Annotated in this window: 15 protein-coding genes; 7 read left to right on the top strand and 8 right to left on the bottom strand. The window is 69.6% G+C overall.

Features of this window, described 5'->3' with window-relative positions; translation table 11 throughout:
- Positions 1 to 29 precede the first annotated feature (29 nt).
- Positions 30 to 197, top strand: coding sequence for a hypothetical protein (locus ACWGIH_RS02320; protein WP_453448670.1), 168 nt, complete (start codon positions 30 to 32; stop codon positions 195 to 197).
- Between the two features lie 96 nt (positions 198 to 293).
- On the opposite strand, the gene ACWGIH_RS02315 is transcribed toward ACWGIH_RS02320, so the two are convergent.
- On the bottom strand, positions 294 to 914 hold the full coding sequence (locus ACWGIH_RS02315; RefSeq protein ID WP_453448669.1) for a TetR/AcrR family transcriptional regulator: 621 nt from the start codon (positions 912 to 914) through the stop codon (positions 294 to 296).
- A gap of 143 nt (positions 915 to 1,057) precedes the next feature.
- On the opposite strand from ACWGIH_RS02315, the gene ACWGIH_RS02310 reads away from it, so the two are divergent.
- Both ACWGIH_RS02310 and ACWGIH_RS02305 read left to right on the top strand, forming a co-directional pair.
- On the top strand, positions 1,058 to 1,984 hold the full coding sequence (locus ACWGIH_RS02310; RefSeq protein ID WP_453448668.1) for an ABC transporter permease: 927 nt from the start codon (positions 1,058 to 1,060) through the stop codon (positions 1,982 to 1,984).
- Positions 1,977 to 2,813 carry an ABC transporter ATP-binding protein gene (locus ACWGIH_RS02305; RefSeq protein WP_453448667.1) on the top strand — a complete coding sequence of 279 codons (837 nt, stop codon included), beginning with the start codon at positions 1,977 to 1,979 and terminating at the stop codon, positions 2,811 to 2,813. The genes ACWGIH_RS02310 and ACWGIH_RS02305 overlap by 8 nt, the downstream gene beginning before the upstream one ends.
- 18 nt (positions 2,814 to 2,831) lie before the next feature.
- Here ACWGIH_RS02305 and ACWGIH_RS02300 read toward each other — a convergent pair whose 3' ends face one another.
- The 3 genes from ACWGIH_RS02300 to ACWGIH_RS02290 all read right to left on the bottom strand — a co-directional run bounded on the left by ACWGIH_RS02300 (position 2,832) and on the right by ACWGIH_RS02290 (position 11,957).
- The gene (locus tag ACWGIH_RS02300; protein ID WP_453448666.1) at positions 2,832 to 3,974 is read right to left on the bottom strand and encodes a glycosyltransferase; all 1,143 of its coding nucleotides are present in this window, start codon (positions 3,972 to 3,974) and stop codon (positions 2,832 to 2,834) included.
- Positions 3,971 to 6,859: a bifunctional glycosyltransferase/CDP-glycerol:glycerophosphate glycerophosphotransferase gene (locus tag ACWGIH_RS02295; RefSeq protein ID WP_453448665.1), complete on the bottom strand. Its 2,889-nt coding sequence runs from the start codon at positions 6,857 to 6,859 to the stop codon at positions 3,971 to 3,973. The genes ACWGIH_RS02300 and ACWGIH_RS02295 overlap by 4 nt, the downstream gene beginning before the upstream one ends.
- Before the next feature lie 151 nt (positions 6,860 to 7,010).
- Positions 7,011 to 11,957 (bottom strand): NAD-glutamate dehydrogenase, encoded by a 4,947-nt coding sequence (locus tag ACWGIH_RS02290; protein WP_453448664.1) that lies wholly within the window; start codon positions 11,955 to 11,957, stop codon positions 7,011 to 7,013.
- A 497-nt stretch (positions 11,958 to 12,454) separates the two neighbouring features.
- On the opposite strand from ACWGIH_RS02290, the gene ACWGIH_RS02285 reads away from it, so the two are divergent.
- Positions 12,455 to 13,021: a DJ-1/PfpI family protein gene (locus tag ACWGIH_RS02285; RefSeq protein ID WP_453448663.1), complete on the top strand. Its 567-nt coding sequence runs from the start codon at positions 12,455 to 12,457 to the stop codon at positions 13,019 to 13,021.
- Between the two features lie 9 nt (positions 13,022 to 13,030).
- Here ACWGIH_RS02285 and ACWGIH_RS02280 read toward each other — a convergent pair whose 3' ends face one another.
- Together ACWGIH_RS02280 and ACWGIH_RS02275 are read right to left on the bottom strand one after the other, a co-directional pair.
- On the bottom strand, positions 13,031 to 13,708 hold the full coding sequence (locus tag ACWGIH_RS02280) for an HAD family hydrolase (protein WP_453448662.1): 678 nt from the start codon (positions 13,706 to 13,708) through the stop codon (positions 13,031 to 13,033).
- Positions 13,709 to 13,797: 89 nt separating this feature from the next.
- The gene (locus ACWGIH_RS02275) at positions 13,798 to 14,283 is read right to left on the bottom strand and encodes a DUF6912 family protein (protein ID WP_453448661.1); all 486 of its coding nucleotides are present in this window, start codon (positions 14,281 to 14,283) and stop codon (positions 13,798 to 13,800) included.
- 384 nt (positions 14,284 to 14,667) lie between these two features.
- Between ACWGIH_RS02275 and ACWGIH_RS02270 the strand changes: the two genes are divergently transcribed.
- Positions 14,668 to 15,147, top strand: coding sequence for an Rv3235 family protein (locus tag ACWGIH_RS02270; protein WP_453448660.1), 480 nt, complete (start codon positions 14,668 to 14,670; stop codon positions 15,145 to 15,147).
- Positions 15,148 to 15,218: 71 nt separating this feature from the next.
- Here ACWGIH_RS02270 and secA read toward each other — a convergent pair whose 3' ends face one another.
- Positions 15,219 to 18,062: a preprotein translocase subunit SecA gene (gene secA, locus ACWGIH_RS02265; protein ID WP_453448659.1), complete on the bottom strand. Its 2,844-nt coding sequence runs from the start codon at positions 18,060 to 18,062 to the stop codon at positions 15,219 to 15,221.
- Positions 18,063 to 18,285: 223 nt separating this feature from the next.
- On the opposite strand from secA, the gene ACWGIH_RS02260 reads away from it, so the two are divergent.
- Together ACWGIH_RS02260 and ACWGIH_RS02255 are read left to right on the top strand one after the other, a co-directional pair.
- Positions 18,286 to 18,858, top strand: a complete 573-nt coding sequence (locus tag ACWGIH_RS02260; protein ID WP_453448658.1) for a GNAT family N-acetyltransferase — start codon at positions 18,286 to 18,288, stop codon at positions 18,856 to 18,858.
- Between the two features lie 92 nt (positions 18,859 to 18,950).
- A complete protein-coding gene (locus ACWGIH_RS02255; protein WP_453448657.1) occupies positions 18,951 to 20,138 on the top strand; it encodes a winged helix-turn-helix domain-containing protein in 1,188 nt (395 codons plus the stop codon).
- Here ACWGIH_RS02255 and ACWGIH_RS02250 read toward each other — a convergent pair.
- On the bottom strand, positions 20,131 to 20,874 hold the full coding sequence (locus tag ACWGIH_RS02250; protein ID WP_160505372.1) for a response regulator: 744 nt from the start codon (positions 20,872 to 20,874) through the stop codon (positions 20,131 to 20,133). The genes ACWGIH_RS02255 and ACWGIH_RS02250 overlap by 8 nt on opposite strands.
- Between the last annotated feature and the right edge of the window lie 31 nt (positions 20,875 to 20,905).

Here is a 20,905-nt window from a genome sequence, read left to right as displayed (position 1 = left end):
AGCCGGAGCCGGTCCCGCACACTTGCCCCATGAAGATCTTTCTCTGGCTCGGGCTCGCCGTCGCTCTCCTCGTCAACGTCTCGTCCAGCTTCGTCATCGACGACGCCACCCGGCAGGCCCTCGTCAGCGTGGGCACCGGCGCCATCGCCCTGGCCTGTGGCGCGACGCTGTTCGTCAGGCGCGAGAAGCGGTCCTGACCCGCCAGGTCCGGCCGAGTCGCCGACCACCCGGCTGGGCCCCTCCTGTTCAGGTACGTCGGCACAGTCGGCGCCCGCCGATGCCCACAGCCGCCCTCACAGAGCCCGCAGCGCCGCCGCCGTAGCCGTGGCGAGGCTGGCCAGGTAGCCCTTGGGCAGCTCCGCGCGCACCACCACGGACCGCCAGTAGAGCGGCCCCGACACCAGGTCGAGGGCCAGGTCCTCGTCCACCCCGTCCCGTACCTCGCCCCGCGCCACGGCGGCCCGCACGATGCCGTTCGCCACCCCGTGCTGCCCCTCCCGCAAGGCCTTCTGCATGGCCTCGGCGATCTCCGGGTTCCGGGCGGCCTCCGCCTGCAGATCGGGGATCACCTGCGAGGCCACGGGGTGCCGCAGGGCGCGCGAGGTCACCTCGTACAGCAGCCGCAGATCGCCCTCCAGGGAGCCGCTGTCCGGCATCGGCAGGCCCTGGACCGCTATCGCGGACACCAGGTCGAGCACGAGGTGCAGCTTGGAGCGCCAGCGCCGGTAGACGGCGGTCTTGCCGACGCCCGCGCGGCGCGCGATGCCCTCGATGGACATGCGCGCGTACCCGACCGCCGCGAGCTCCTCGAAGACGGCGGACCTGATGGCCTCGGTCACGTCCTCGCGGAGCACCGCCGCACCCGCGGGCGCCCTGCGGCGCGGCTGTTCATCTCCTGGCCTGCTCGTCGTCATGCGGACAGCATAGAACGTGACGACGATACGGTTGCGTTCCGACGTCGCATCGTCCTACTCTCGACGTTGCGACGATACGGACCCGTCCCGACGTAAGGCCCGGCCGCTCGCACCCCCATGGCTCCCGAGTGAAAGCAGCGGACGTGAGTCAGGTCCTCGACGCTCCACCCCGCCCCGCGGCCGCGGCCCCCGACCCGGCCGTCCCCGATGCCGCCGAGCTCGCGGCCCGGCACGGCCTGACCGTCAGCGGCGCCCGCCCCACGCTCCCCGGGTACGTCCGGCAGTTGTGGCAGCGCCGCCACTTCATCACCGCTTTCGCGACCGCCAAGCTCACCGCCCAGTACAGCCAGGCGAAGCTCGGCCAGGTCTGGCAGGTGATGACGCCGCTCCTGAACGCGGCGGTCTACTACTTCATCTTCGGCGTGCTGATGAACACCAAGCACGACGTCCCCGACTACGTCCCGTTCCTGGTCACCGGCGTCTTCATCTTCACGTTCACGCAGAGCTCCGTGATGGCCGGCACCCGCGCCATCGCCGGCAACCTCGGCCTGGTCCGTGCCCTGCACTTCCCGCGGGCCGCACTGCCGATCTCGTTCAGCCTCCAGCAGCTCCAGCAGCTCCTGTTCTCGATGGGCGCGCTGGTCGTGATCCTGCTCTGCTTCGGCGTACCGCCGAGCCTGTCCTGGCTCCTGGTGGTCCCCGTCCTGGTCCTCCAGTTCACGTTCAACACGGGCCTGGCCCTGGTGATGGCCCGGCTGGGCAGCAGGACGCCCGACATCGCGCAGCTGATGCCGTTCGTGCTGCGCACGTGGATGTACGTGTCCGGGGTGATGTGGAGCATCGACGCGGTGCTCAAGGACCAGCACCTGCCGCACGCCCTCCAGGTCCTCCTGGAGTGCAATCCGGCCGCCATCTACATCGACCTGATGCGCTTCGCGCTCATCGACAGCTTCCAGGCGGGCCAGCTCCCGCAGCACGTCTGGGCGTGGGCCGTGGGCTGGGCGCTGCTCGCCGGGGCCGGCGGGTTCATCTACTTCTGGAAGGCAGAGGAGACGTACGGCCGTGGCTGAGACGACGACAGCAACTCCCCCGACGACGGAGCCCGCACCCCAGGCACCCGCTCCCGCTCCCACCGTCATCGTCGACCAGGTCGACATCGTCTACCGCGTCCACGGCGCGGGCTCCGCCACCGGCCGCGGCAGCGCGACCGCCGCCCTGGGCCGCATCCTCAGGCGCGGCAAGGGCGGCGAGGAGTCCGGCGTACGCAAGGTGCACGCCGTCAGGAAGGTGTCCTTCACCGCCCACAAGGGCGAGGCCATCGGCCTGATCGGCACCAACGGCTCGGGCAAGTCGACCCTCCTGAAGGCGATCGCGGGACTCCTGCCCGTCGAGCACGGCCGCATCTTCACCGACGGCCAGCCCTCTCTGCTCGGCGTGAACGCGGCCCTGATGAACGACCTCACCGGCGAGCGCAACGTCCGGCTCGGCGGCCTGGCGATGGGCATGTCCCGCGAGCAGGTCCAGGAGCGCTACCAGGACATCGTCGACTTCTCCGGCATCAACGAGAAGGGCGACTTCATCACGCTCCCGATGCGTACGTACTCCTCCGGCATGGCGGCCAGGCTTCGCTTCTCCATCGGCTCAGCCAAGGACCACGACGTACTGCTCATCGACGAGGCCCTCGCGACCGGCGACCGCTCCTTCCAGAAGCGCTCGGAGGCCCGCATCCGCGAGCTGCGCAAGCGCGCGGGCACGGTCTTCCTGGTCAGCCACAACAACAAGTCGATCCGCGACACCTGCGAGCGCGTCCTGTGGCTGGAACACGGCGAGCTGCGCATGGACGGCCCGACGGCGGACGTCCTGAAGGAGTACGAGCGCTTCACGGGCGGCAAGAAGTAACGAAGCCGCCCCGGCGGCCTACCGCTCCAGGAAGACGAACAACTCCTCCCAGCGCCGCACGACTTCACCCGTCGTGTAGCGCTGGATGTTCACCCTGGCCAGCTCCCCCATCCGGTCCCGCAGCTCCTTGTCGGACATCAACGTGTCCAGCCTGCGGGCCAGTTCACCCGTGTTCCCGAGCCGTGCGAGCAGCCCGTCCACGCCGTCCTGGACGATCTCGTGCACGCCGGGCGCGCAGTCGAAGGCCGCGCACGGCACGGCGGTCGCCATGGCCTCCATCAGCGCGAGCGGGAAGCCCTCGCCCCGCGACGACTGCACGAAGACCGACCCGCCCCGCAGTGCCCCCGGCACGTCGCTCGTGCGCCCCATCCACTCCACGGAGCCGTCGAGGCCGAGGGACGTGCACTGCTTCTTGAGGATCTCCTCGTCCTCGCCCGAGCCGTAGATCCGCAGCTTCCAGTCCGGGTGCAGCGGCGCGACCTCCGCCCAGGTGTCGAGGAGCATGTCGATGCCCTTCTGGTCGTGCAGTCGGCCGATGCTCGTGACGACCTTCTCGGTGCGCGGCGAGGGCACATCGGGCATGAACGGCAGCGGGTTCGGCATGAAGGACGCGTTGTCCATGCCCTGCCTGATCCACAGGTCGGCGTCCTCGCGGGTCAGCGCGAGCATCCGGTCGACGTCCTTGTAGTGCCTGCGCACCCGCCCGAAGCGCGAGCACGCCCGCGAGTACGCGAACGACTCATGGCTCATGCCGATGACCACCATGCCGCTGGTGTCGGCGAGTTCGACCCATTCCATCGCCCACACCTGCGTGACGATGACGACGGCTCCGGGCCGGGCCCGCGCGAAGAGCGCGGTCAGCTTGGCGGCCTGCTCGTGCATGCCCTGCTCGCGGCGCGTGCGCTGCCGGTGCTGAACCACGTTGAGCCGCCCCTTGATGCCGCGGGCCGGCCCGACGCGCGGCGGGTGTTCGTCGTACAGCGTCGTGGTGGGGTACGGCAGGTCGGTGCCGATGTCCTGCGGGACGCCGGGCTCGGTGATGCCGATGACGTGCACGCGGTGGCCGCGCTCGACGAAGAGGTGAGCCATCTGGTGGGACCAACTGGTGACCCCGCCCAGCTCGTCGACGCTGTTGGAGACGAAGAATATGTCCCGGTTCACTTGCCGCTCCAGTGCGAGAAGAACTGATCGACGACGCTCCTTGCGGCATCGCCCCGGTCGTACTCACCGAAATCGGCCACGAACCGTGCCCGCGCGGCCGCGTACTCGAGGACCTGCTCGTCCAGCGCCTTCAGCGCCCCGAACAGTTCCTCCTCGGTGTCGACCACCGGTCCGGGAGCCCGTTCCCGCAGGTCGAAGTAGGTGCCGCGGCCTTCGTGGACGTACTCCTCGTAGTCGTACGTGAAGAACAGCATCGGCCGGTCGAGGAGTGCGTAGTCGAACATCACGGACGAGTAGTCGGTGATCATCGCGTCCGCGAGTTCGTAGAGCGGCGTGACGTCGTGGTGCGCGGATACGTCGATGACGCTGCCGCGCACGGACGGCGGGAGCACCACGTGGTTGAGGTAGTGCGAGCGCACGAGCAGCACGTACCGGTCGCCGAACTCCTCGGCGAACCGCTCGACGTCGAAGGGCAGTTCAAAGCGTCCGTGCCGGCCGCCGTGCCGCCGGAAGGTCGGCGCGTACAGAAGTACCTGCTTGTCCTCGGGGATGCCCAACTCCGCTGCCAGCGGACCGCGTTCGCGTACGCCGCTCACGTCCTCGGCCCGCTTCGCGCGCACCAGCGCGTCGTTGCGCGGATAGCCGACCCTGAGCAGCACCTTCTCCTTCAGGCGCAGGGCCTTCGCGAGCGTCCGCACGTCGTGCTCGGAGCGGACCAGGAAGCGGTCGAAGCGGTCGAGGACCCGCTGCTGCTCGCGCTGCTGCCCCTTGCTGCGCAGCTTCCACGCGGGCTCGTCGAAGCCCATGCGCTTGAGCGCCGAGCCGTGCCAGGTCTGGATGTACGTCGTCCCGGGCCGCTTGGTGAGCTTGAGCGGGTAGCTCTGGTTGTCGACCCAGAACTCGGCCTGCGCGAGGGCCCGCAGGTACGGCAGCGACCAGCGCCGCACCAGCGTGGCGTCCCGGGGAAAGCCCTCCGGACTGCCCGCGTAGGACCACACGGCGTCGAAGTCGAGGCCCTGGCGCCGCATCTCCTCGTAGATCGCCCGGGGACTGTCGCTGTACTGCTTGCCGAGGTGGCTCTCGAAGACGACCGTGCCCTTCTTGACCGGCAGACGGCTGAACACCTCGTCGTACACGCGCAGTTTGCTCCGGCCGGACGTGAGGTCCTTGCGCAGCTTCTTGGCCTTGCGGAACCCGGACTTGGCGAGGCGCCCCGGCGCGCCGTGCGTGCCGCGGGCCACCAGGTCCTGGATGCGGTCGGCCGCCGCCTCCCGCGTGACGAGCCGGAAAGCGAGGTGCCCGCGCTGCGAGACCTCGGGCTCCATGTGGTCGGCGACAAGGCGGGTCAGCCGTGGCCGCACCGGGAGCTTCCCCTCGGCGAGCCCCGGGTCGCACGCGGTGAGCCGTGTCCTGGTGCGCACGCCGTCGGCGGTGAGGTGCAGGCGTACGTCCCACACCGCGTCGACGACGCCGAGCGGACGCAGGCGACGCGCGAGGTCGACGGAGGTCTCCCAGGCGATGGCATCGCCCTCGTACCGCACGGCGGAGACCGGGAAGCGGAACGTCTGCAGGCTGCGGCGGCGCGCGCTGAACTCCAGCTCCGCGGTGAGCACGGCGTCCGGGCCGACGACGCCGAGCGGGTTGGTGACCCGGCCCGCCATGCGGACGGTCCCCGCCGACTCCTCGTACCGCGTCAGGACGTTGCGCAGGAACATCTGGTCGAGGCGCTTGGCGTGGTAGCCGAGCTCCGTCACGTCAAGGACGTGGCGTCCGACCGGGTCGTCGAGGTGCTCGGCGCACCAGTAGACGCGCCCGTCCCGCTCGGCGAGCGGCGAGGAGACCTTGTCGCGGTTGGTGAGGGTGTCGACGGCGGGCAGCAGGTTCTCCCAGTCGCCCTGTTCGAGGAGGTAGGCGCAGATGGCCTGAATGGGCTGCACCTCGTCGTACGCGGCGTGGTCGATCCCGGCGAGATAGTCGCGGGCGAGCCCGGCGAACTCCTGCCGGTAGGCGGCGTCACGGAACGGCAGGTCGCGCAGGTGGAGCACGAGGTCGTGCTTCAGGTACTTGATGTCCTTGGCGAGCCGCACCTCCTCCATGCCGCGCTCCGCGAGCAGCGCGTCGATCCGGCGGTGGATCTCCATCCGGTGCTGGAAGTTGACCATCTCGTGGCGCCGGTTGCTCACCGACTTCACCGTGCCGCGCGCGTAGACGTGCCAGAAGTAGACCTGGTTCGGGATGAGCGTGATGCGCCCGGCCGCGAGGTAGGCCTCGGCGATGAACATCAGGTCCTCGTAGAACATCCCCTTGAGGAAGCGCAGGCCGTTCTCGACGAGGAAGTCGCGGCGGTAGAGCTTGTTCGTGGAGAGCGTGTCCCAGACGAACAGGTCGGTCAGCTCCTCGACGGACTCCAGGGTGCGGGTCCTGGCGTAGAGCCAGGGGTACCACGGGTCGCGCTTCTTGTTGCGCGTGTCCATGTGCAGCCGTACACAGAGCCCGGAGACGATGTCGGAGCCGTCGCGCTCGGCCGCTTCGAGGAGGTTGCGGCAGGCGTTGCGCTCCAGGACGTCGTCGCTGTCGAGGAACATCACATGGCTGCCGACGGTGTGCCCGATGCCCACGTTGCGGGGCTCACCGCACCCGCCGCTGTTCTCCGGCAGCTGGTAGGCCCGCACCCGCTCGGGATTCTCGGCGGCCATGCGCCGCGCCGTCTCGTACGAGCCGTCCGTGCTGCAGTCGTCGACGATGACGACCTCGACGCCGTGCAGCGTCTGGTCGAGCACCGACTGCACGGCGGTCGGCAGCCGCTCGGCGTCGTTGTAGACGATCACCACTACGGACACATCGGGGCGCTCGTCCGGCGTCCCCCGCTCACCTATCGCTCCCATGCGTCCCTCCAGTCAGATGCCAGCTCATCCTACTAATTATCGCTAATGCCCGATTGGCGCTCTTCAGGGGGTATGAACGGCCTAGTCCCGATACGCGAAAGGGCGCCCCCGGCCTGGTGGCCCGGGGCGCCCTTCCTGTTGCGACTACGGATTACGAGTGAGTACGCAGCAGCGTCCGCATCGTCCGCATGGCGACCGACAGGTTCGCCAGGTCGAAGGCGTCCGAGCTCTGGATCTCGTCCAGCGTCGACCGCGACCGGCTCAGGATCGCCGCGTTCTTCTCCTCCCAGGCCTTGAAGCGCTGCTCGGGAGTGTCCTCGCCGTTCCCGGCGGCAAGCACGTCGGCCGTCAGGGCGGCGTGCGCCGCGTACAGGTCCTCGCGGATCGACGCACGCGCCATCGACTGCCAGCGGTCGGCCCGCGGCAGCTCGATGATGCGGTCCATGAGCTGGGTGATCCGCAGCCGGTCCGCGAGGTCGTAGTACACCTCGGCGACCGCCATCGGGTCCTTGTCGGTGCGGTCGGCGATCGCCACGATGTCGAGCGACGGGAAGGCCGACGAGAACCCGGCGACGCGCTGAGCCAGTTCGTCGGGGACGCCCGCGCCCACCAGCTCGTCGCGGATGCTCTGGTACCACTCCTGGTCGGAGCCGCGCAGCAGCTTCGGCAGCTCGGTCCAGACCCCGGCGACACCCTGACGGAAGAAGTCGATGGTCTCGGCGAGCTGGAGCGGCTGCGGCCGGTTGTTGAGCAGCCAGCGCGTGCCGCGCTCGACGAGGCGACGCGAGTGCAGCCGGATCTGCGTCTGGACGTCGGCCGCCACCACGTTGTCGAGCGCCTCGACCGCGTCCCAGACCTTGCTCAGACCGAAGATCTCGCGGGCCGCGAGCTGCGCCCGCACGATCTCCTCGAGCGAGGCTCCCGTCTCCTCGCGGAGGCGGTGCAGGAACGTCGAACCGCCCGTGTTCACCGTGTCGTTGACGAGCACCGTGGTGACGATCTCGCGGCGCAGCGCGTGCCCGTCGACCTGCTCGGGGAACTTCTCCCGCAGGGCCGCGGGGAAGTACGCGTGCAGCAGACCACGCAGGTACTCGTCGTCCGGCAGCGTCGTCTGGATCAGCTCGTCGGCCGCCGTGATCTTCGTGTACGCGAGGAGCACGGCGAGCTCGGGCTGGCTGAGCCCGCGGCCGGCGTTCAGGAGCTCACGGATCTGCCGGTCGCTGGGCAGGAACTCCAGGCCCCGGTCCAGGTGACCGTCACGGCCGAGGCGGCGCATGAAGCGCTGGTGGGCGTGGAGGAGGGACGGGGACTGGGCGACCGCGTTCGACAGGGCGGTGTTCTGCGCGTAGTTGTTGCGCAGGACCAGCGTCCCGACCTCGTCCGTCATCGCGGCGAGGAACGTGTTGCGCTGCTTGACGGTCATGTCGCCGGCACCGACGACCGCGTTGAGCAGGATCTTGATGTTCACCTCGTGGTCGGAGGTGTCCACGCCGGCGCTGTTGTCGATGGCGTCGGTGTTGATGCGCCCGCCGGCCTGCGCGAACTCGATGCGGCCGAGCTGGGTCAGGCCGAGGTTGCCGCCCTCGCCGACGACCTTGACGCGCAGATCGGCGCCGTTCACGCGGATCGCGTCGTTCGCCTTGTCGCCGACGTCGCCGTTCGACTCGGCCGACGACTTCACGTACGTACCGATGCCGCCGTTCCACAGCAGGTCCACCGGCGCCTGCAGGATGGTCTGCATCAGGTCGGCCGGCGTCATCTTGCCGACGCCCTTCTCGATGCCGAGGGCCTCGCGGATGTGGGCGTTCAGCTGGATCGCCTTGGCGCTGCGCGGGAAGATCCCGCCGCCCGCGGAGAGCAGCTCCTTGTTGTAGTCGGCCCAGGAGCTGCGCGGCAGCTCGAAGAGCCGGCGGCGCTCGGCGTACGAGGTCGCGGCATCCGGCCTCGGGTCGATGAAGATGTGCCGGTGGTCGAAGGCCGCCACCAGGCGGATGTGCTCGGAGAGCAGCATGCCGTTGCCGAACACGTCACCGGACATGTCGCCGACGCCGACGACCGTGAAGTCCTCGGTCTGCGTGTCGGTGCCCAGCTCCCGGAAGTGCCGCTTGACGGACTCCCAGGCGCCGCGGGCGGTGATGCCCATGCCCTTGTGGTCGTATCCGGCGGAGCCACCGGAGGCGAAGGCGTCACCGAGCCAGAAGTTGTAGGACTGGGCGACCTCGTTCGCGATGTCCGAGAACGTGGCGGTGCCCTTGTCGGCGGCGACCACGAGGTACGTGTCGTCCTCGTCGTGGCGCACGACGTCGGCGGGCGGCACGACCTCACCGGCGACCAGGTTGTCGGTGATGTCGAGCAGCGCCGAGATGAACGTCTTGTAGCAGGCCACACCCTCGGCGAGCCACGCGTCGCGGTCCACGGACGGGTCGGGCAGCTGCTTGGCGACGAAGCCGCCCTTGGCGCCGACGGGCACGATGACGGTGTTCTTCACCATCTGCGCCTTGACCAGACCGAGGATCTCCGTGCGGAAGTCCTCGCGCCGGTCGGACCAGCGAAGGCCACCGCGGGCGACCTTGCCGAAGCGCAGGTGGACGCCCTCGACGCGCGGCGAGTACACCCAGATCTCGTACGCCGGACGCGGCGCGGGGAGTTCGGGGATGGCCTGCGGGTCGAACTTCATGGAGACGTAGTTGTGCGGCTTGCCGCCCTCCGCCTCCTGGAAGAAGTTGGTGCGCAGCGTCGCCTTGATGACGGTGAGGAAGGACCGCAGGATGCGGTCCTCGTCCAGGGAGGCGACCTGGTCGAGTGCCCCGTCGAGCTCCTCCAGGAGACCGTCGGTCAGCTCGGTCCCGGCGCGCTGGCGGTCCGGGGACATCCGCGCCTCGAAGAGCGAGACGAGCAGCCGGGTGGTGTGGACGTTGTTGAGGAGGGTGTCCTCCATGTAGTCCTGGCTGAAGGTGGAGCCCGCCTGGCGCAGGTACTTGGCGTAGGCGCGCAGGACCATCGCCTGGCGCCAGTTGAGCCCGGCCCGCAGGACCAGCGAGTTGAAGCCGTCGACCTCGGCCTCGCCCGTCCAGGCGGCGGCGAAGGCCTCCTGGAAGCGATCACGGCCGTCGTCGCCCAGGTAGTCGCCGTTGCCGTTCTGCGACTTGGGCAGGCGCAGACCGAAGTCGTAGATCCACGCGTTCGTGCGGTCCGTGCAGCGCAGCTCGTAGGGCCGCTCGTCGGTGACCTCGACGCCGAGGCGCTGGAGGACCGGCAGGACGGCGGAGAGCGAGACCTGGACGCCCGAGCGGTAGATCTTGAAGCGGCGCTCGCCGGGGGCCGCGCCCACCGGCTCGTACAGGCTGAGGGCGAAGTCCTTGTGCCCGAGCTTGAGCTGCTCCAGGTGCTGGAGGTCGGCGACGGCCGCCCGCGGGGAGTGGTCGGCCTTGTAGCCCTCGGGGAAGGCGCCCGAGTAGCGGCGGAGCAGCTCGGCGGCGCGCTCCTCGCCGCACTCGGCGGTCAGCGCCTCGGCGAAGCCGTCGGCCCAGGATCGGGCGGCCTCGACGAGCCGGGCCTCGATGCGGTCGGTGTCGGCGTCGGTGAGCTGCTGAAGGCCGCCGCCCGGCGCGACACGGACCACGAAGTGCAGCCGGGAGAGGATCGACTCGGTGTTCCAGGCGGTGAAGTCGACGCTGGTGCCGCCGAGCTCCTCCTTGAGGATGTCGATGATCCGCAGCCGGACGCCGGTGGTGTAGCGGTCACGCGGCAGGTAGACGAGGGCGGAGTAGTAGCGGCCGTACTCGTCCTTGCGCAGGTACAGCCGCAGCCTGCGGCGCTCCTGGAGGTAGAGGACGGACGTGACGATCGCGCGCAGCTCGTCGGGCGGGGTCTGGAAGAGCTCGTCGCGCGGGTAGGTCTCCAGGATCTGCAGCAGGTCGCGGCCGTCGTGGCTGTTGGGCGAGAAGCCCGCGCCCTTGAGGACTTCCTGGACCTTGCGGCGGATGACCGGCACCCGGCGCACGGACTCGGTGTACGCGGCGGACGAGAAGAGGCCGAGGAAGCGGCGCTCACCGATGACGTTGCCGTCCTCGTCGAACTTCTTCACGCCGACGTAGTCGAGGTAGCTGGGCCGGTGCACGGTGGCACGGCTGTTGGCCTTCGTCAGGACGAGGAGCTTGTGCTCGCGGGCCTTGGCGCGCGCGTCCGCGGGCAGCCGGCTGAAGGAGGGGCTGACCGGGTGGTCCTCCTCCCCGTCGTGCTTCGGGTCGGCGCGCAGGATGCCGAGGCCGGTGCCGGGCACCGCGGCGAGCGAGTCGTCGTCGTTGAGGTCGTACTCACGGAAGCCCAGGAAGGTGAAGTGGTTGTCGGCGAGCCAGCGAAGGAGCTCGCGGGCCTCGTCGACCTCCTGGTCGCGCAGGTCGTCCGCGGTCGGCTCGGTGGGGAGCTCGTCGGCGATGCGCAGCGCGGCGTCGCGCATCTTCTCCCAGTCCTCGACGGTCTCGCGTACGTCCGAGAGGATCCGGAGCAGATCGGCGCTGATCTGCTTCAGGTCCGCGCGGTCGGTCTCGCGGTCCATCTCGACGTGGATCCAGGACTCGGTGACCGCGTCGTGCGGGCGCTCCGTGCCGGGATCGGCGAGGACCTCGAGGAGCTTGCCGGTCAGATCACGGCGTACGACGACCTGGGGGTGGATGACGACATGGATGCCGCGCCCCTGCCGTGAGAGCTCGTTGGTGACCGAGTCGACCAGGAAAGGCATGTCGTCCGTGACGACCTCGACGACCGAGTGGCTGCACGTCCAGCCGTTCTCCTCGACGGTCGGGGTGTGCACGCGGACGTTGGCCGTGCCCTGTGGGCGGTTCTCGGCCAGCCGGTAGTGGGAGAAGGCTGCTCCGAAGACGTCGACCGGGTCACGGTCGGCGAGGTCTTCCGGGGCGGTGTGCAGGTAGTAGCGCTGGAGGAACGCAAGGGCCATGTCCTCGTCAGGAGTGGCCCCGTCGCCCTTCGACCCGTTCGGTGCCCCATTCGGTAGGCGGCCACCGGCCGGGCTGTTCTCAGCTACCCGGGCCGCCCGTGTGAGCAGCTCGGCTTTGGCTTCGTCCAGCTTGGTCTGCATTGTCCTCTGACTCCTGTCGCGCGCCGTTGCGTGACGTAGAAGGAAGTGATCCGACGTAACGCCGCGACGCGGGGTCTCCGGTCGAAGTCGACGTTATGCCGCGGTGAGAGATGAGCGGGCGGTTATCCGCCATTTTCAGCGGTTTCGCTGACCGATGGCCGGGATGATCTGGTGGGCCGCACCGCGAAGAAGCGTCAGCGACGCCCCGGGCACGGATGTCCTCCGTGTTCCCCGGGCGCAGGGCGGGGGCGTACACGCCCCCGCGGGATATCGCGCTGATCACGGGTCAAGGCTATCGCCCTCCACCCCGGAGTCGTCATGAGCCGTATGTGTACAAAAGCAGGGGTGGAACTTTGACACTCTGCACAGAGACTTTCGCGCCACTTGTCGGCGATGAGCGCCCTCTCCGGACCGGTGGACCCCCTTGGCAAACCGGACGGGCGGATGCACGTTGAGCGGAACGGACGGACAGCGCGCGACTGGGAGCGAGCACCGAGATGGCAGCCAAGATCCTCATTGTGACGGGTGACGCAGCGGAGTCACTCGAAGTCCTCTACCCCTTCCAGCGACTGCGCGAGGAGGGGTACGACGTGCACATCGCGGCCCCCGCCCGCAAGACGCTGCGGTTCGTGGTGCACGACTTCGAGCCGGGCTTCGACACGTACACGGAGAAGCCGGGCTACACCTGGCCCGCGGACCTCGCCTTCTCCGAGATCGATCCCGGCCAGTACGTCGCCCTGGTCATCCCGGGCGGCCGGGCCCCGGAGTACCTGCGCAACGACCCGGAGCTCCGCAAGATCCTCAAGTCCTTCTTCGACGCGGACAAGCCGGTCGCCCAGATCTGCCACGGCCCGCTCCTGACCGCGGCGATCGGCGGCCTGAGCGGCCGCAGGGTCACGGCGTATCCGGCCCTTGAGCTGGACATGCAGGCGGCGGGCGCCACGTTCAGGGACGCCGAGGTGGTGGTCGACGGCACTCTGGTCTCGGCCCGCGCATGGCCGGATCACTCGGGCTGGATGAGGGAATTCTTGACGGTGCTGCGGGCCAAGGCACCGGTGACGTAGGGCGGGGCGCTAGGCGGCCAGGCGCTCGGCCACTTCCACGGCCTCGGAAAGGCTGTCGACCACCGGGACCTCCACCCCGACGGCTTCCAGAGAGGCCCTGCTGTGGGATCCGCCGGTGTACAGCACGGCCCGCGCCCCCACGTGCGCCGCGGCGACCGCGTCGTCGACGGCGTCCCCGATGACCACGATGCGCTCTGCGGCGGCGACTCCCTCAAGAGCCGCCAGGTGCCGCACCATCCGCTCGGCCTTGCCCGCGTGCGAGGTGTCCATGCGCCCGTCGATGCGCACGAAGTGCTCCTCGATCCCGTGCCGCCGCACGATCGGCACGAGGTGCTCGTGCGGCGCGAGCGAGAGCAACGACTGCGTACGTCCTGCCGCCCGCCGCTGCGCGAGCAGCTCGGCGGCACCGTCGGCGAGGCCGCAGGCCTCGGCGCGCGCCCAGTAGTGCTTGTGGAAGACGGCGTCCATGACCTGCCACTCGGCGTCCGTGGGCAGCCGCCCCATCAGCCGCTCGTAGAAGTGAGGGACGGGCACGCAGTACAGGTCGCGATACCGCTCCAGCGTGATCGGCTCGAGCCCGATCTCCGCGAAGGAAGCGTTCGTGGACTCGATCACCGCATGAATGTCATGCAGCAGAGTCCCGTTCCAGTCCCAGACTATGTGCGCCCCGCGCCGCGACTTCCCCATGTCAGAAAGGTACCCGCCCCCACCGACACTTCACTCCCGCCCGCCCGAGGACGGACCGGCACCGCACCCCCGAAGCCCCGCGGGAACCCTCAGCCGATCAGCCCGGGAATCTCCTGCGTCGCGAACCAGAGCAGCTCGTGGTCCTCGACCCCGTCCCCGCCGTCAGCGCCCTGGCCCGCACTCCCCAGCGCCGCGGCGACATCCGCCTCGGCGTCCTCCGCGTCCACATGCACGGCGGCGACCTTCTTGAACGGCAGCACCCCGGCGACCCGCACCTCACCGAGCGCCTCCGCACCCGTGCCCCCGGCCTCCTCCAGCGCCCCGTCAGCCACGTCCGCGGCCAGCACGACCCGCCGCCGAGCCGCCCCGGGCTCCCCGGCGATCAGCCGCAGCGAGGCGAGCGCGGCCTGGCTCAGGGCGGCGTACTCCAGTTCCTCCACGTCGTCCGTCGCGCACCACTCACGCAGCGCGGGCGTCACGGCGTAGGCGACCGCCGAGGCGGTCTCGGCCCCCAGCTCGCCCGCCTTGTACGCCTCGGCGAGACGGCTCAGGGTCAGGGGAACGTAGACGCGCATGACGGCCCGCTTTCACAGTCGGATTCAGTCGGATTCACAGTCGGAGTCTCAAGAGGACGAAGTCGGTTCTCAGGAGACGGAGTCGGAAGGTCGCGGAGAAGGCAACACGACAGGACCCCAGAATACGTGCGGGAGTCCCCCTTCGAGCTGCGCCCCACACCCGCCCCCCGCGTCACCCGCAACCCCCGCCCTTCACCCGCCCCGCCCCAGCGCCCCCAAGGAGCGGCGCACCCCCGGCCACCCTGATAGGTGACTTCTCCCGCCACCGGCCCCCACGCCCGCGGCGCCTTGCGACCCCCGCCTCCGCACCCGTACAAGATCTCCGACGGAAGTTACTCCCCGGTACAAGCGTGACCGGGACAGCGAAGCCGGAGGCGACACGGCATGCAGAAGGTAATGACCAGGCCCCGCTCCCGCCCGGTGACCACCCGCCCACCGGGCCGCACAGACCCCCGCCACCCCTCGGCGGCACGCACCCCGCGCACCGCCCCACGCACCCCCACACGCCCGGTACGCCCCCTCAGGACCCCGCCCCAGCCCCCACCGCACCCCACGGAGCTCTTCACCGAGCGGCTGCTCCTGGTGCTCAGCGGCCAGAAGCCGGTCCACTGGGCGGCACGCCACATCGCGCACACCGCCTTCGACGACCTGACCCGCCTCGCCGAGCAGACCCCCCTGACCGTGAACGGCCGCCGCCCCACGATCCACCGGATCGGCCACTACGAACCGCGCCCCGGGGTCTACGAGGTCTTCGCGAGGATCGGCGCGGGCCCCGCCCTCAGGGCCCTGGCCTTCCGCCTGCACCTGGGCGCGGACCAGAGGTGGCGCTGCACGGCGGTGGAGGTGGGGGCCCCGGCCCGGTAGCGGCGCACGGCAAAGGGGGCCGAGCGCCCACGGCGCCCGACCCCCGACGTACTGCCTACAGCCGCCCGCGGCTACTTCTTGCGGCGACGCCCGCCCTTCTGGGCCTTGCGCCGCTCCGCGCGGGTCATGCCGTCGGACTCCGAACGCACACCGGCGTCCTCGGTCTCGAAGTCCCCCTCGTCGACACCGCCCTCGGCGTTCGGCGCCTGGAAGTGGAGACGGTCGGGCCGCTGCGGAGCCTCGAGGCCCTTGGCGCGGATCTCGGGACGACCGCCACCCGCGGGGACGGCGTCCTTCTTCTGCAGGGACGCGCCGGCCGCGGCCGAGTCCGACACCGGAACCTCCTCGACCTGCTGCTCGACCTGGACCTCCAGGTTGAACAGGTAGCCGACGGACTCCTCCTTGATGCCGTCCATCATGGCGTTGAACATGTCGAAGCCCTCGCGCTGGTACTCGACCAGCGGGTCCTTCTGCGCCATGGCACGCAGGCCGATGCCCTCCTGGAGGTAGTCCATCTCGTAGAGGTGCTCGCGCCACTTGCGGTCGAGCACCGAGAGGACGACGCGTCGCTCCAGCTCACGCATGATCTCGGAGCCGAGCTGCTCCTCACGCGCCTCGTACTGCTGGTGGATGTCGTCCTTGATGGACTCGGAGATGAACTCGGCGGTCAGACCCGCGCGGTCGCCCGCGTCCTCCTCCAGCTCCTCGATGGTGACCTTCACCGGGTAGAGCTGCTTGAAGGCGCCCCACAGCCGGTCCAGGTCCCACTCCTCGGCGAAGCCCTCGGCGGTCTCCGCGCCGATGTACGCGTCGATCGTGTCGTCCATGAAGTGCGTGACCTGCTCCTGGAGGTTCTCGCCCTCCAGGACGCGGCGACGCTCGCCGTAGATGACCTCGCGCTGGCGGTTGAGGACCTCGTCGTACTTCAGGACGTTCTTACGCGTCTCGAAGTTCTGCTGCTCGACCTGCGACTGGGCGGACGCGATCGCGCGCGTCACCATCTTGTTCTCGATCGGCACGTCGTCCGGGACGTTCGCCATGGCCATCACGCGCTCGACCATCTGCGCCTTGAACAGGCGCATCAGGTCGTCGCCGAGCGAGAGGTAGAAGCGGGACTCGCCGGGGTCGCCCTGACGGCCGGAACGACCGCGCAGCTGGTTGTCGATGCGGCGCGACTCGTGGCGCTCGGTGCCGAGGACGTAGAGCCCACCCAGGCTCTTGACCTCCTCGAACTCCGCCTTCACGGACCGCTCGGCCTTCTCGAGGGCGGCGGGCAGAGCGGCGGCCCACTCCTCGACGTGCTCGACGGGGTCGAGGCCGCGCTGGCGCAGCTCCGCCTCGGCGAGGTCGTCGGGGTTGCCGCCGAGCTTGATGTCCGTGCCTCGTCCGGCCATGTTCGTGGCGACGGTGACGGCGCCCTTGCGGCCGGCCTGGGCGATGATCGGCGCCTCACGGTCGTGCTGCTTGGCGTTGAGCACCTCGTGCTGCACGCCGCGCTTGGAGAGCTGCTGGGAGAGGTACTCCGACTTCTCCACGGAGGTCGTGCCGACCAGGATCGGCTGGCCCTGCTCGTGCTTCTCGGCGATGTCGTCGACGACGGCGGCGAACTTCGCGACCTCGGTGCGGTAGATCAGGTCCGACTGGTCGGCGCGGACCATGGGCCGGTTCGTCGGGATCGGCACGACGCCCAGCTTGTAGATCTGGTGGAACTCGGCGGCCTCGGTCATGGCCGTACCGGTCATGCCGCAGAGGCCGGGGGTTTCCTTGCCGTCGTGGTCGTGCCGCTTGTAGAGGCGGAAGAAGTTCTGCAGGGTGATCGTGGCGAGGGTCTGGTTCTCGTCCTTGATGTCCACCCCTTCCTTCGCCTCGATCGCCTGGTGCATGCCCTCGTTGTAGCGGCGGCCGGCGAGGATACGGCCGGTGTGCTCGTCGACGATCATGACTTCGCCGTCGATGACGACGTAGTCCTTGTCCTTCTTGAAGAGTTCCTTGGCCTTGATGGCGTTGTTGAGGTAACCCACGAGCGGCGTGTTGACCGACTCGTACAGGTTGTCGATGCCCAGCCAGTCCTCGACCTTGGAGACACCGGGCTCGTGGATGGCGACGGTGCGCTTCTTCTCGTCGACCTCGTAGTCCCCGGTCTCCTCGATGCCCTTGAGCGTGTTGCCCGCCTCGCCCTTGGTGAGGCGGGTGACCAACTTGGCGAAGTCGCCGTACCACTTGGTGGCCTGGTCGGCGGGGCCGGAGATGATCAACGGCGTACGGGCCTCGTCGACCAGGATCGAGTCGACCTCGTCGACGATCGCGAAGTTGTGGCCGCGCTGCACCAGTTCGTCCTTCGACCACGCCATGTTGTCGCGCAGGTAGTCGAAGCCGAATTCGTTGTTCGTGCCGTACGTGATGTCGCAGGCGTACTGCTCGCGGCGCTGGGCCGGCGTCATGTTGGCGATGATGCAGCCGACGCTCAGGCCCAGGAACTTGTGGACGCGGCCCATCATCTCGGAGTCGCGCTCGGCCAGGTAGTCGTTGACCGTGATCAGGTGCACGCCCTTGCCCGACAGGGCGTTCAGGTACGCCGGGAGGGTGCCGACGAGCGTCTTGCCCTCACCGGTCTTCATCTCGGCCACATAGCCGAGGTGCAGCGCGGCGCCGCCCATCATCTGGACGTCGTAGTGCCGCTGGCCGAGGACGCGCTTGGCGGCCTCACGGACCGTGGCAAAGGCTTCGGGGAGGAGGTCGTCAAGGGTCTCGCCGTCGGCGTAACGCTCCTTGTACTCCTCGGTCAGCGCGCGCAGCTCGGCGTCGGAGAGGCTGACGAAGTCCTCTTCGATGGAGTTGACCTGGTCCGCGATGCGGTGCAGCTTGCGCAGGATCTTGCCTTCGCCTGCACGCATGATCTTCGAGAGGACGGACACGGGGGTTGGTCTCCTTGCCGGTCGGGCCTGGCATGGTCGGTTTACTCATAGGGCAACGGCCATCGTAAGCGAGGAGCGGGCCGCGCCGGGAGGTCTGCCGATACGTCAACGGACGGGGGGCCTGGAAGGTGCCGGGTTGTGCCGATCAGCGCTCGGCGAAATGCGCGGGAAAGCCCGGTCAAAAACACTGGCCCACGGCGCCCGGCCCCCGCAGAATCACCGGATGGAGCCCGTCACACTCACCACCGAACGCCTGATCATGCGCGCGTTCACGCCCGCCGACACGGACGAGACGTACGAAGCCTGCCAGGACGCCGACATCCAGCGCTGGACCACGGTCCCCTCGCCCTACACCCGCGCGGACGCGGAGGGCTTCGTCGGACGCATGGTGCCGGACGGCTGGCGCCATGACACGGAGTACACCTTTGCCGTACGTCCCAGGGAAGGTGGCCCCCTGGTCGCCGCCGCCAGCCTCCACCACCCGCGCTCGGGCGCCTGGGAGGTCGGCTTCTGGACGGCGAAGGAGCACCGGGGCAGCGGCTACATGACGGAGACCGTCCTCGCCCTGGCCAGGTGGGCCTTCACCGACCTGGGCTGCAACCGCCTGGAGTGGCGCGCCGAGGTCGGCAACACGGGATCGCGCGCGGTGGCGGAGAAGGCGGGCTTCCTCGTGGAGGGCACCTTGCGCGCCGCCCTCCTGAACAAGGCCACCCTCCGTGACTGCTGGGTGGGCGCCCTCCTGCCGAGCGACCTCGGCATGGCCTCGCTCCCGCCGTACCTGCCCGCGCGGGCCTGAGCCACGCACCGGCCGCCCGCCCGAGCCGGGGTGGGCGGCCGGTTCTCGCAGGCCAGGCAGTTGTGTCAGTGCCGCCCCCTATCGTTTCCGGCATGACGAGCCTGCCGCGCCCCGCCATCGACCTCTCCGCCGACGAGGCCCGCCGCATCGCGCTGCGCGCCCAGGGATTCCTGGGCGCGCCGGACCGCAGGTCCGGTGTGCGGGGCGTGTTGCGGCATCTCGGCGCGGTCCAGCTCGACACGATCTCGGTCCTGGCCCGCTCCCACGAGCTCATTCCGTACGCCCGTCTCGGCGCCGTCGGCCGCGACCGCGTCGAGGCGGCGTACTGGGACGGCACCGCGGGCCCCGGCCCGGCCCGCCCGCACGCCTTCGAGTACTGGTCGCACGCCGCGTGCATCCTGCCCATCGAGGAGTGGCCGCACTTCGCCTTCCGCCGCCGCGCCTACCGCACCCGCCCGCACTGGCACCACGACCTGCCGGACGGTGCGTACGACACGGTCATCAAGCAGCTCACCGCCGAAGGCCCCCTCACCGCGACGGAGTTGGGCGGCGCGAAGAACAAGGGCGAGTGGTGGGACTGGTCGGACGCGAAGGTCGCCGTGGAGCGGGCACTGATGTACGGCGAGGTGGTCTGCACCGAGCGGCGCAGCTGGAAGCGGGTGTACGACCTCGCGGAGCGCGCGATCCCGGCGCCCCTGCTCCATGACGACCTGGACGACAGGGAGTGCCTGCGCCGCCTGGTCCGCCTGGCCGGGCAGGCGCTCGGTGTCGGCACCCGCGCCGACATCGCGGACTATCACCGTCTCAAGGGCGAGCAGTTCGACTCGGTGGTCGCGGACTCGGGGCTTGTGCCGGTGACGGTGGAGGGCTGGGACAAGCCCGCCTGGGCCGACCCCGCGGCCCTGGAGACGGCCCCGCGCGGCCGCCACCGCACGACGCTCCTCTCGCCCTTCGACTCCCTCATCTGGGAGCGGGCCCGCACGGAGCGGATCTTCGGCTTCACCCACCGCCTGGAGGCGTACGTCCCCAAGCCCAAGCGGATCCACGGCTACTTCGCGATGCCGGTCCTGGCCGGGGGCCGGCTGGTCGGCCGCGTGGACCCCGCCCGCGAGGGCAGCACACTGGTCGCCAAGCAGGTGTCACTGGACGGCCCCAAGGCCGTGCCCGCGGTGGCCCAGGCCCTGCGTGAAGCGGCGACCTGGGTCAACTGCGATTCCGTACGGGTGGAGCGCGTGGACCGGCCGGAGCTGACCGCCGCGCTTGTCCGCGCCCTCACCTGATCTCGAGGATCTTCTCCCGCATCGCGTAGACGACCGCCTCCATCCTGGAGTGCAGCTGCAGCTTCTCCAGGATGTTGCGGACGTGGTTCTTCACGGTGTTCTCGGAGATGAACAACTCTTTCGCGATGTCGCGGTTGTTCATGCCCGTGGCCACCAGCTTCAGCACTTCCAGCTCGCGTTCGGTCAGCCGCGGCGCCGGAACCAGCCTGCGCTCGTCGGTGCGCTGGATCATCGACTTGAACTCGGTGAGCAGTTTCGACGCCATGGACGGACTGATCTGCGACTGCCCGTCGGCCACCGCGCGAATCGCCGTGGCCACCTCGTCGGTGGAGATCTCCTTGAGGAGATAGCCGGTGGCGCCCGCCTTGATCGCGTCGTAGAGGTCGGCCTCCTCGTCGCTGATCGTCAGCATGATGATCTTCGCGCTCGGCGCGACCTCCTTGATGGAGGTGCACGCCTCGATGCCGCCGCGCTTGGGCATGCGTACGTCCATCAGCACGATGTCCGGCAGCAGGTCCGCGGCCTTGTCCACCGCCTCGGCGCCGTCGCCGGCCTCCCCGACCACCTGGATGTCCTCCTCGGCCGCGAGGACGATCTCCAGGCCCCGGCGGAAGAGCGCGTGGTCATCCACCACAAGGACCCTGATGGGCTCCTTGCGCGGTGCGCCCGCATCCGTGCCGATGCCGATGCCGTCGTCGTCATCGGCATCCCGCATCGGTCCGAAGCTGTCCGCCATCGTTCCTCCCCCTGAAGGCCATGGCCCGTTG

It is taken from the genome of Streptomyces sp. NPDC054872 (assembly GCF_053610705.1).
The sequence above is the reverse complement of the archived record's forward strand: the minus strand, read 5'-3'. Positions and strand labels throughout refer to the sequence as shown.

What these genes read in the sequence shown, in the direction of transcription:
- ACWGIH_RS02280 (WP_453448662.1), bottom strand. Translation starts at nt 13,708, where the DNA reads ATGGGGAAGTCGCGGCGCGGGGCGCACATAGTCTGGGACTGGAACGGG.
- ACWGIH_RS02250 (WP_160505372.1), bottom strand. Translation starts at nt 20,874, where the DNA reads ATGGCGGACAGCTTCGGACCGATGCGGGATGCCGATGACGACGACGGC.
- ACWGIH_RS02275 (WP_453448661.1), bottom strand. Translation starts at nt 14,283, where the DNA reads ATGCGCGTCTACGTTCCCCTGACCCTGAGCCGTCTCGCCGAGGCGTAC.
- ACWGIH_RS02320 (WP_453448670.1), top strand. Translation starts at nt 30, where the DNA reads ATGAAGATCTTTCTCTGGCTCGGGCTCGCCGTCGCTCTCCTCGTCAAC.
- ACWGIH_RS02260 (WP_453448658.1), top strand. Translation starts at nt 18,286, where the DNA reads ATGGAGCCCGTCACACTCACCACCGAACGCCTGATCATGCGCGCGTTC.
- ACWGIH_RS02255 (WP_453448657.1), top strand. Translation starts at nt 18,951, where the DNA reads ATGACGAGCCTGCCGCGCCCCGCCATCGACCTCTCCGCCGACGAGGCC.
- ACWGIH_RS02270 (WP_453448660.1), top strand. Translation starts at nt 14,668, where the DNA reads ATGCAGAAGGTAATGACCAGGCCCCGCTCCCGCCCGGTGACCACCCGC.
- ACWGIH_RS02295 (WP_453448665.1), bottom strand. Translation starts at nt 6,859, where the DNA reads ATGGGAGCGATAGGTGAGCGGGGGACGCCGGACGAGCGCCCCGATGTG.
- ACWGIH_RS02315 (WP_453448669.1), bottom strand. Translation starts at nt 914, where the DNA reads ATGACGACGAGCAGGCCAGGAGATGAACAGCCGCGCCGCAGGGCGCCC.
- ACWGIH_RS02285 (WP_453448663.1), top strand. Translation starts at nt 12,455, where the DNA reads ATGGCAGCCAAGATCCTCATTGTGACGGGTGACGCAGCGGAGTCACTC.
- ACWGIH_RS02290 (WP_453448664.1), bottom strand. Translation starts at nt 11,957, where the DNA reads ATGCAGACCAAGCTGGACGAAGCCAAAGCCGAGCTGCTCACACGGGCG.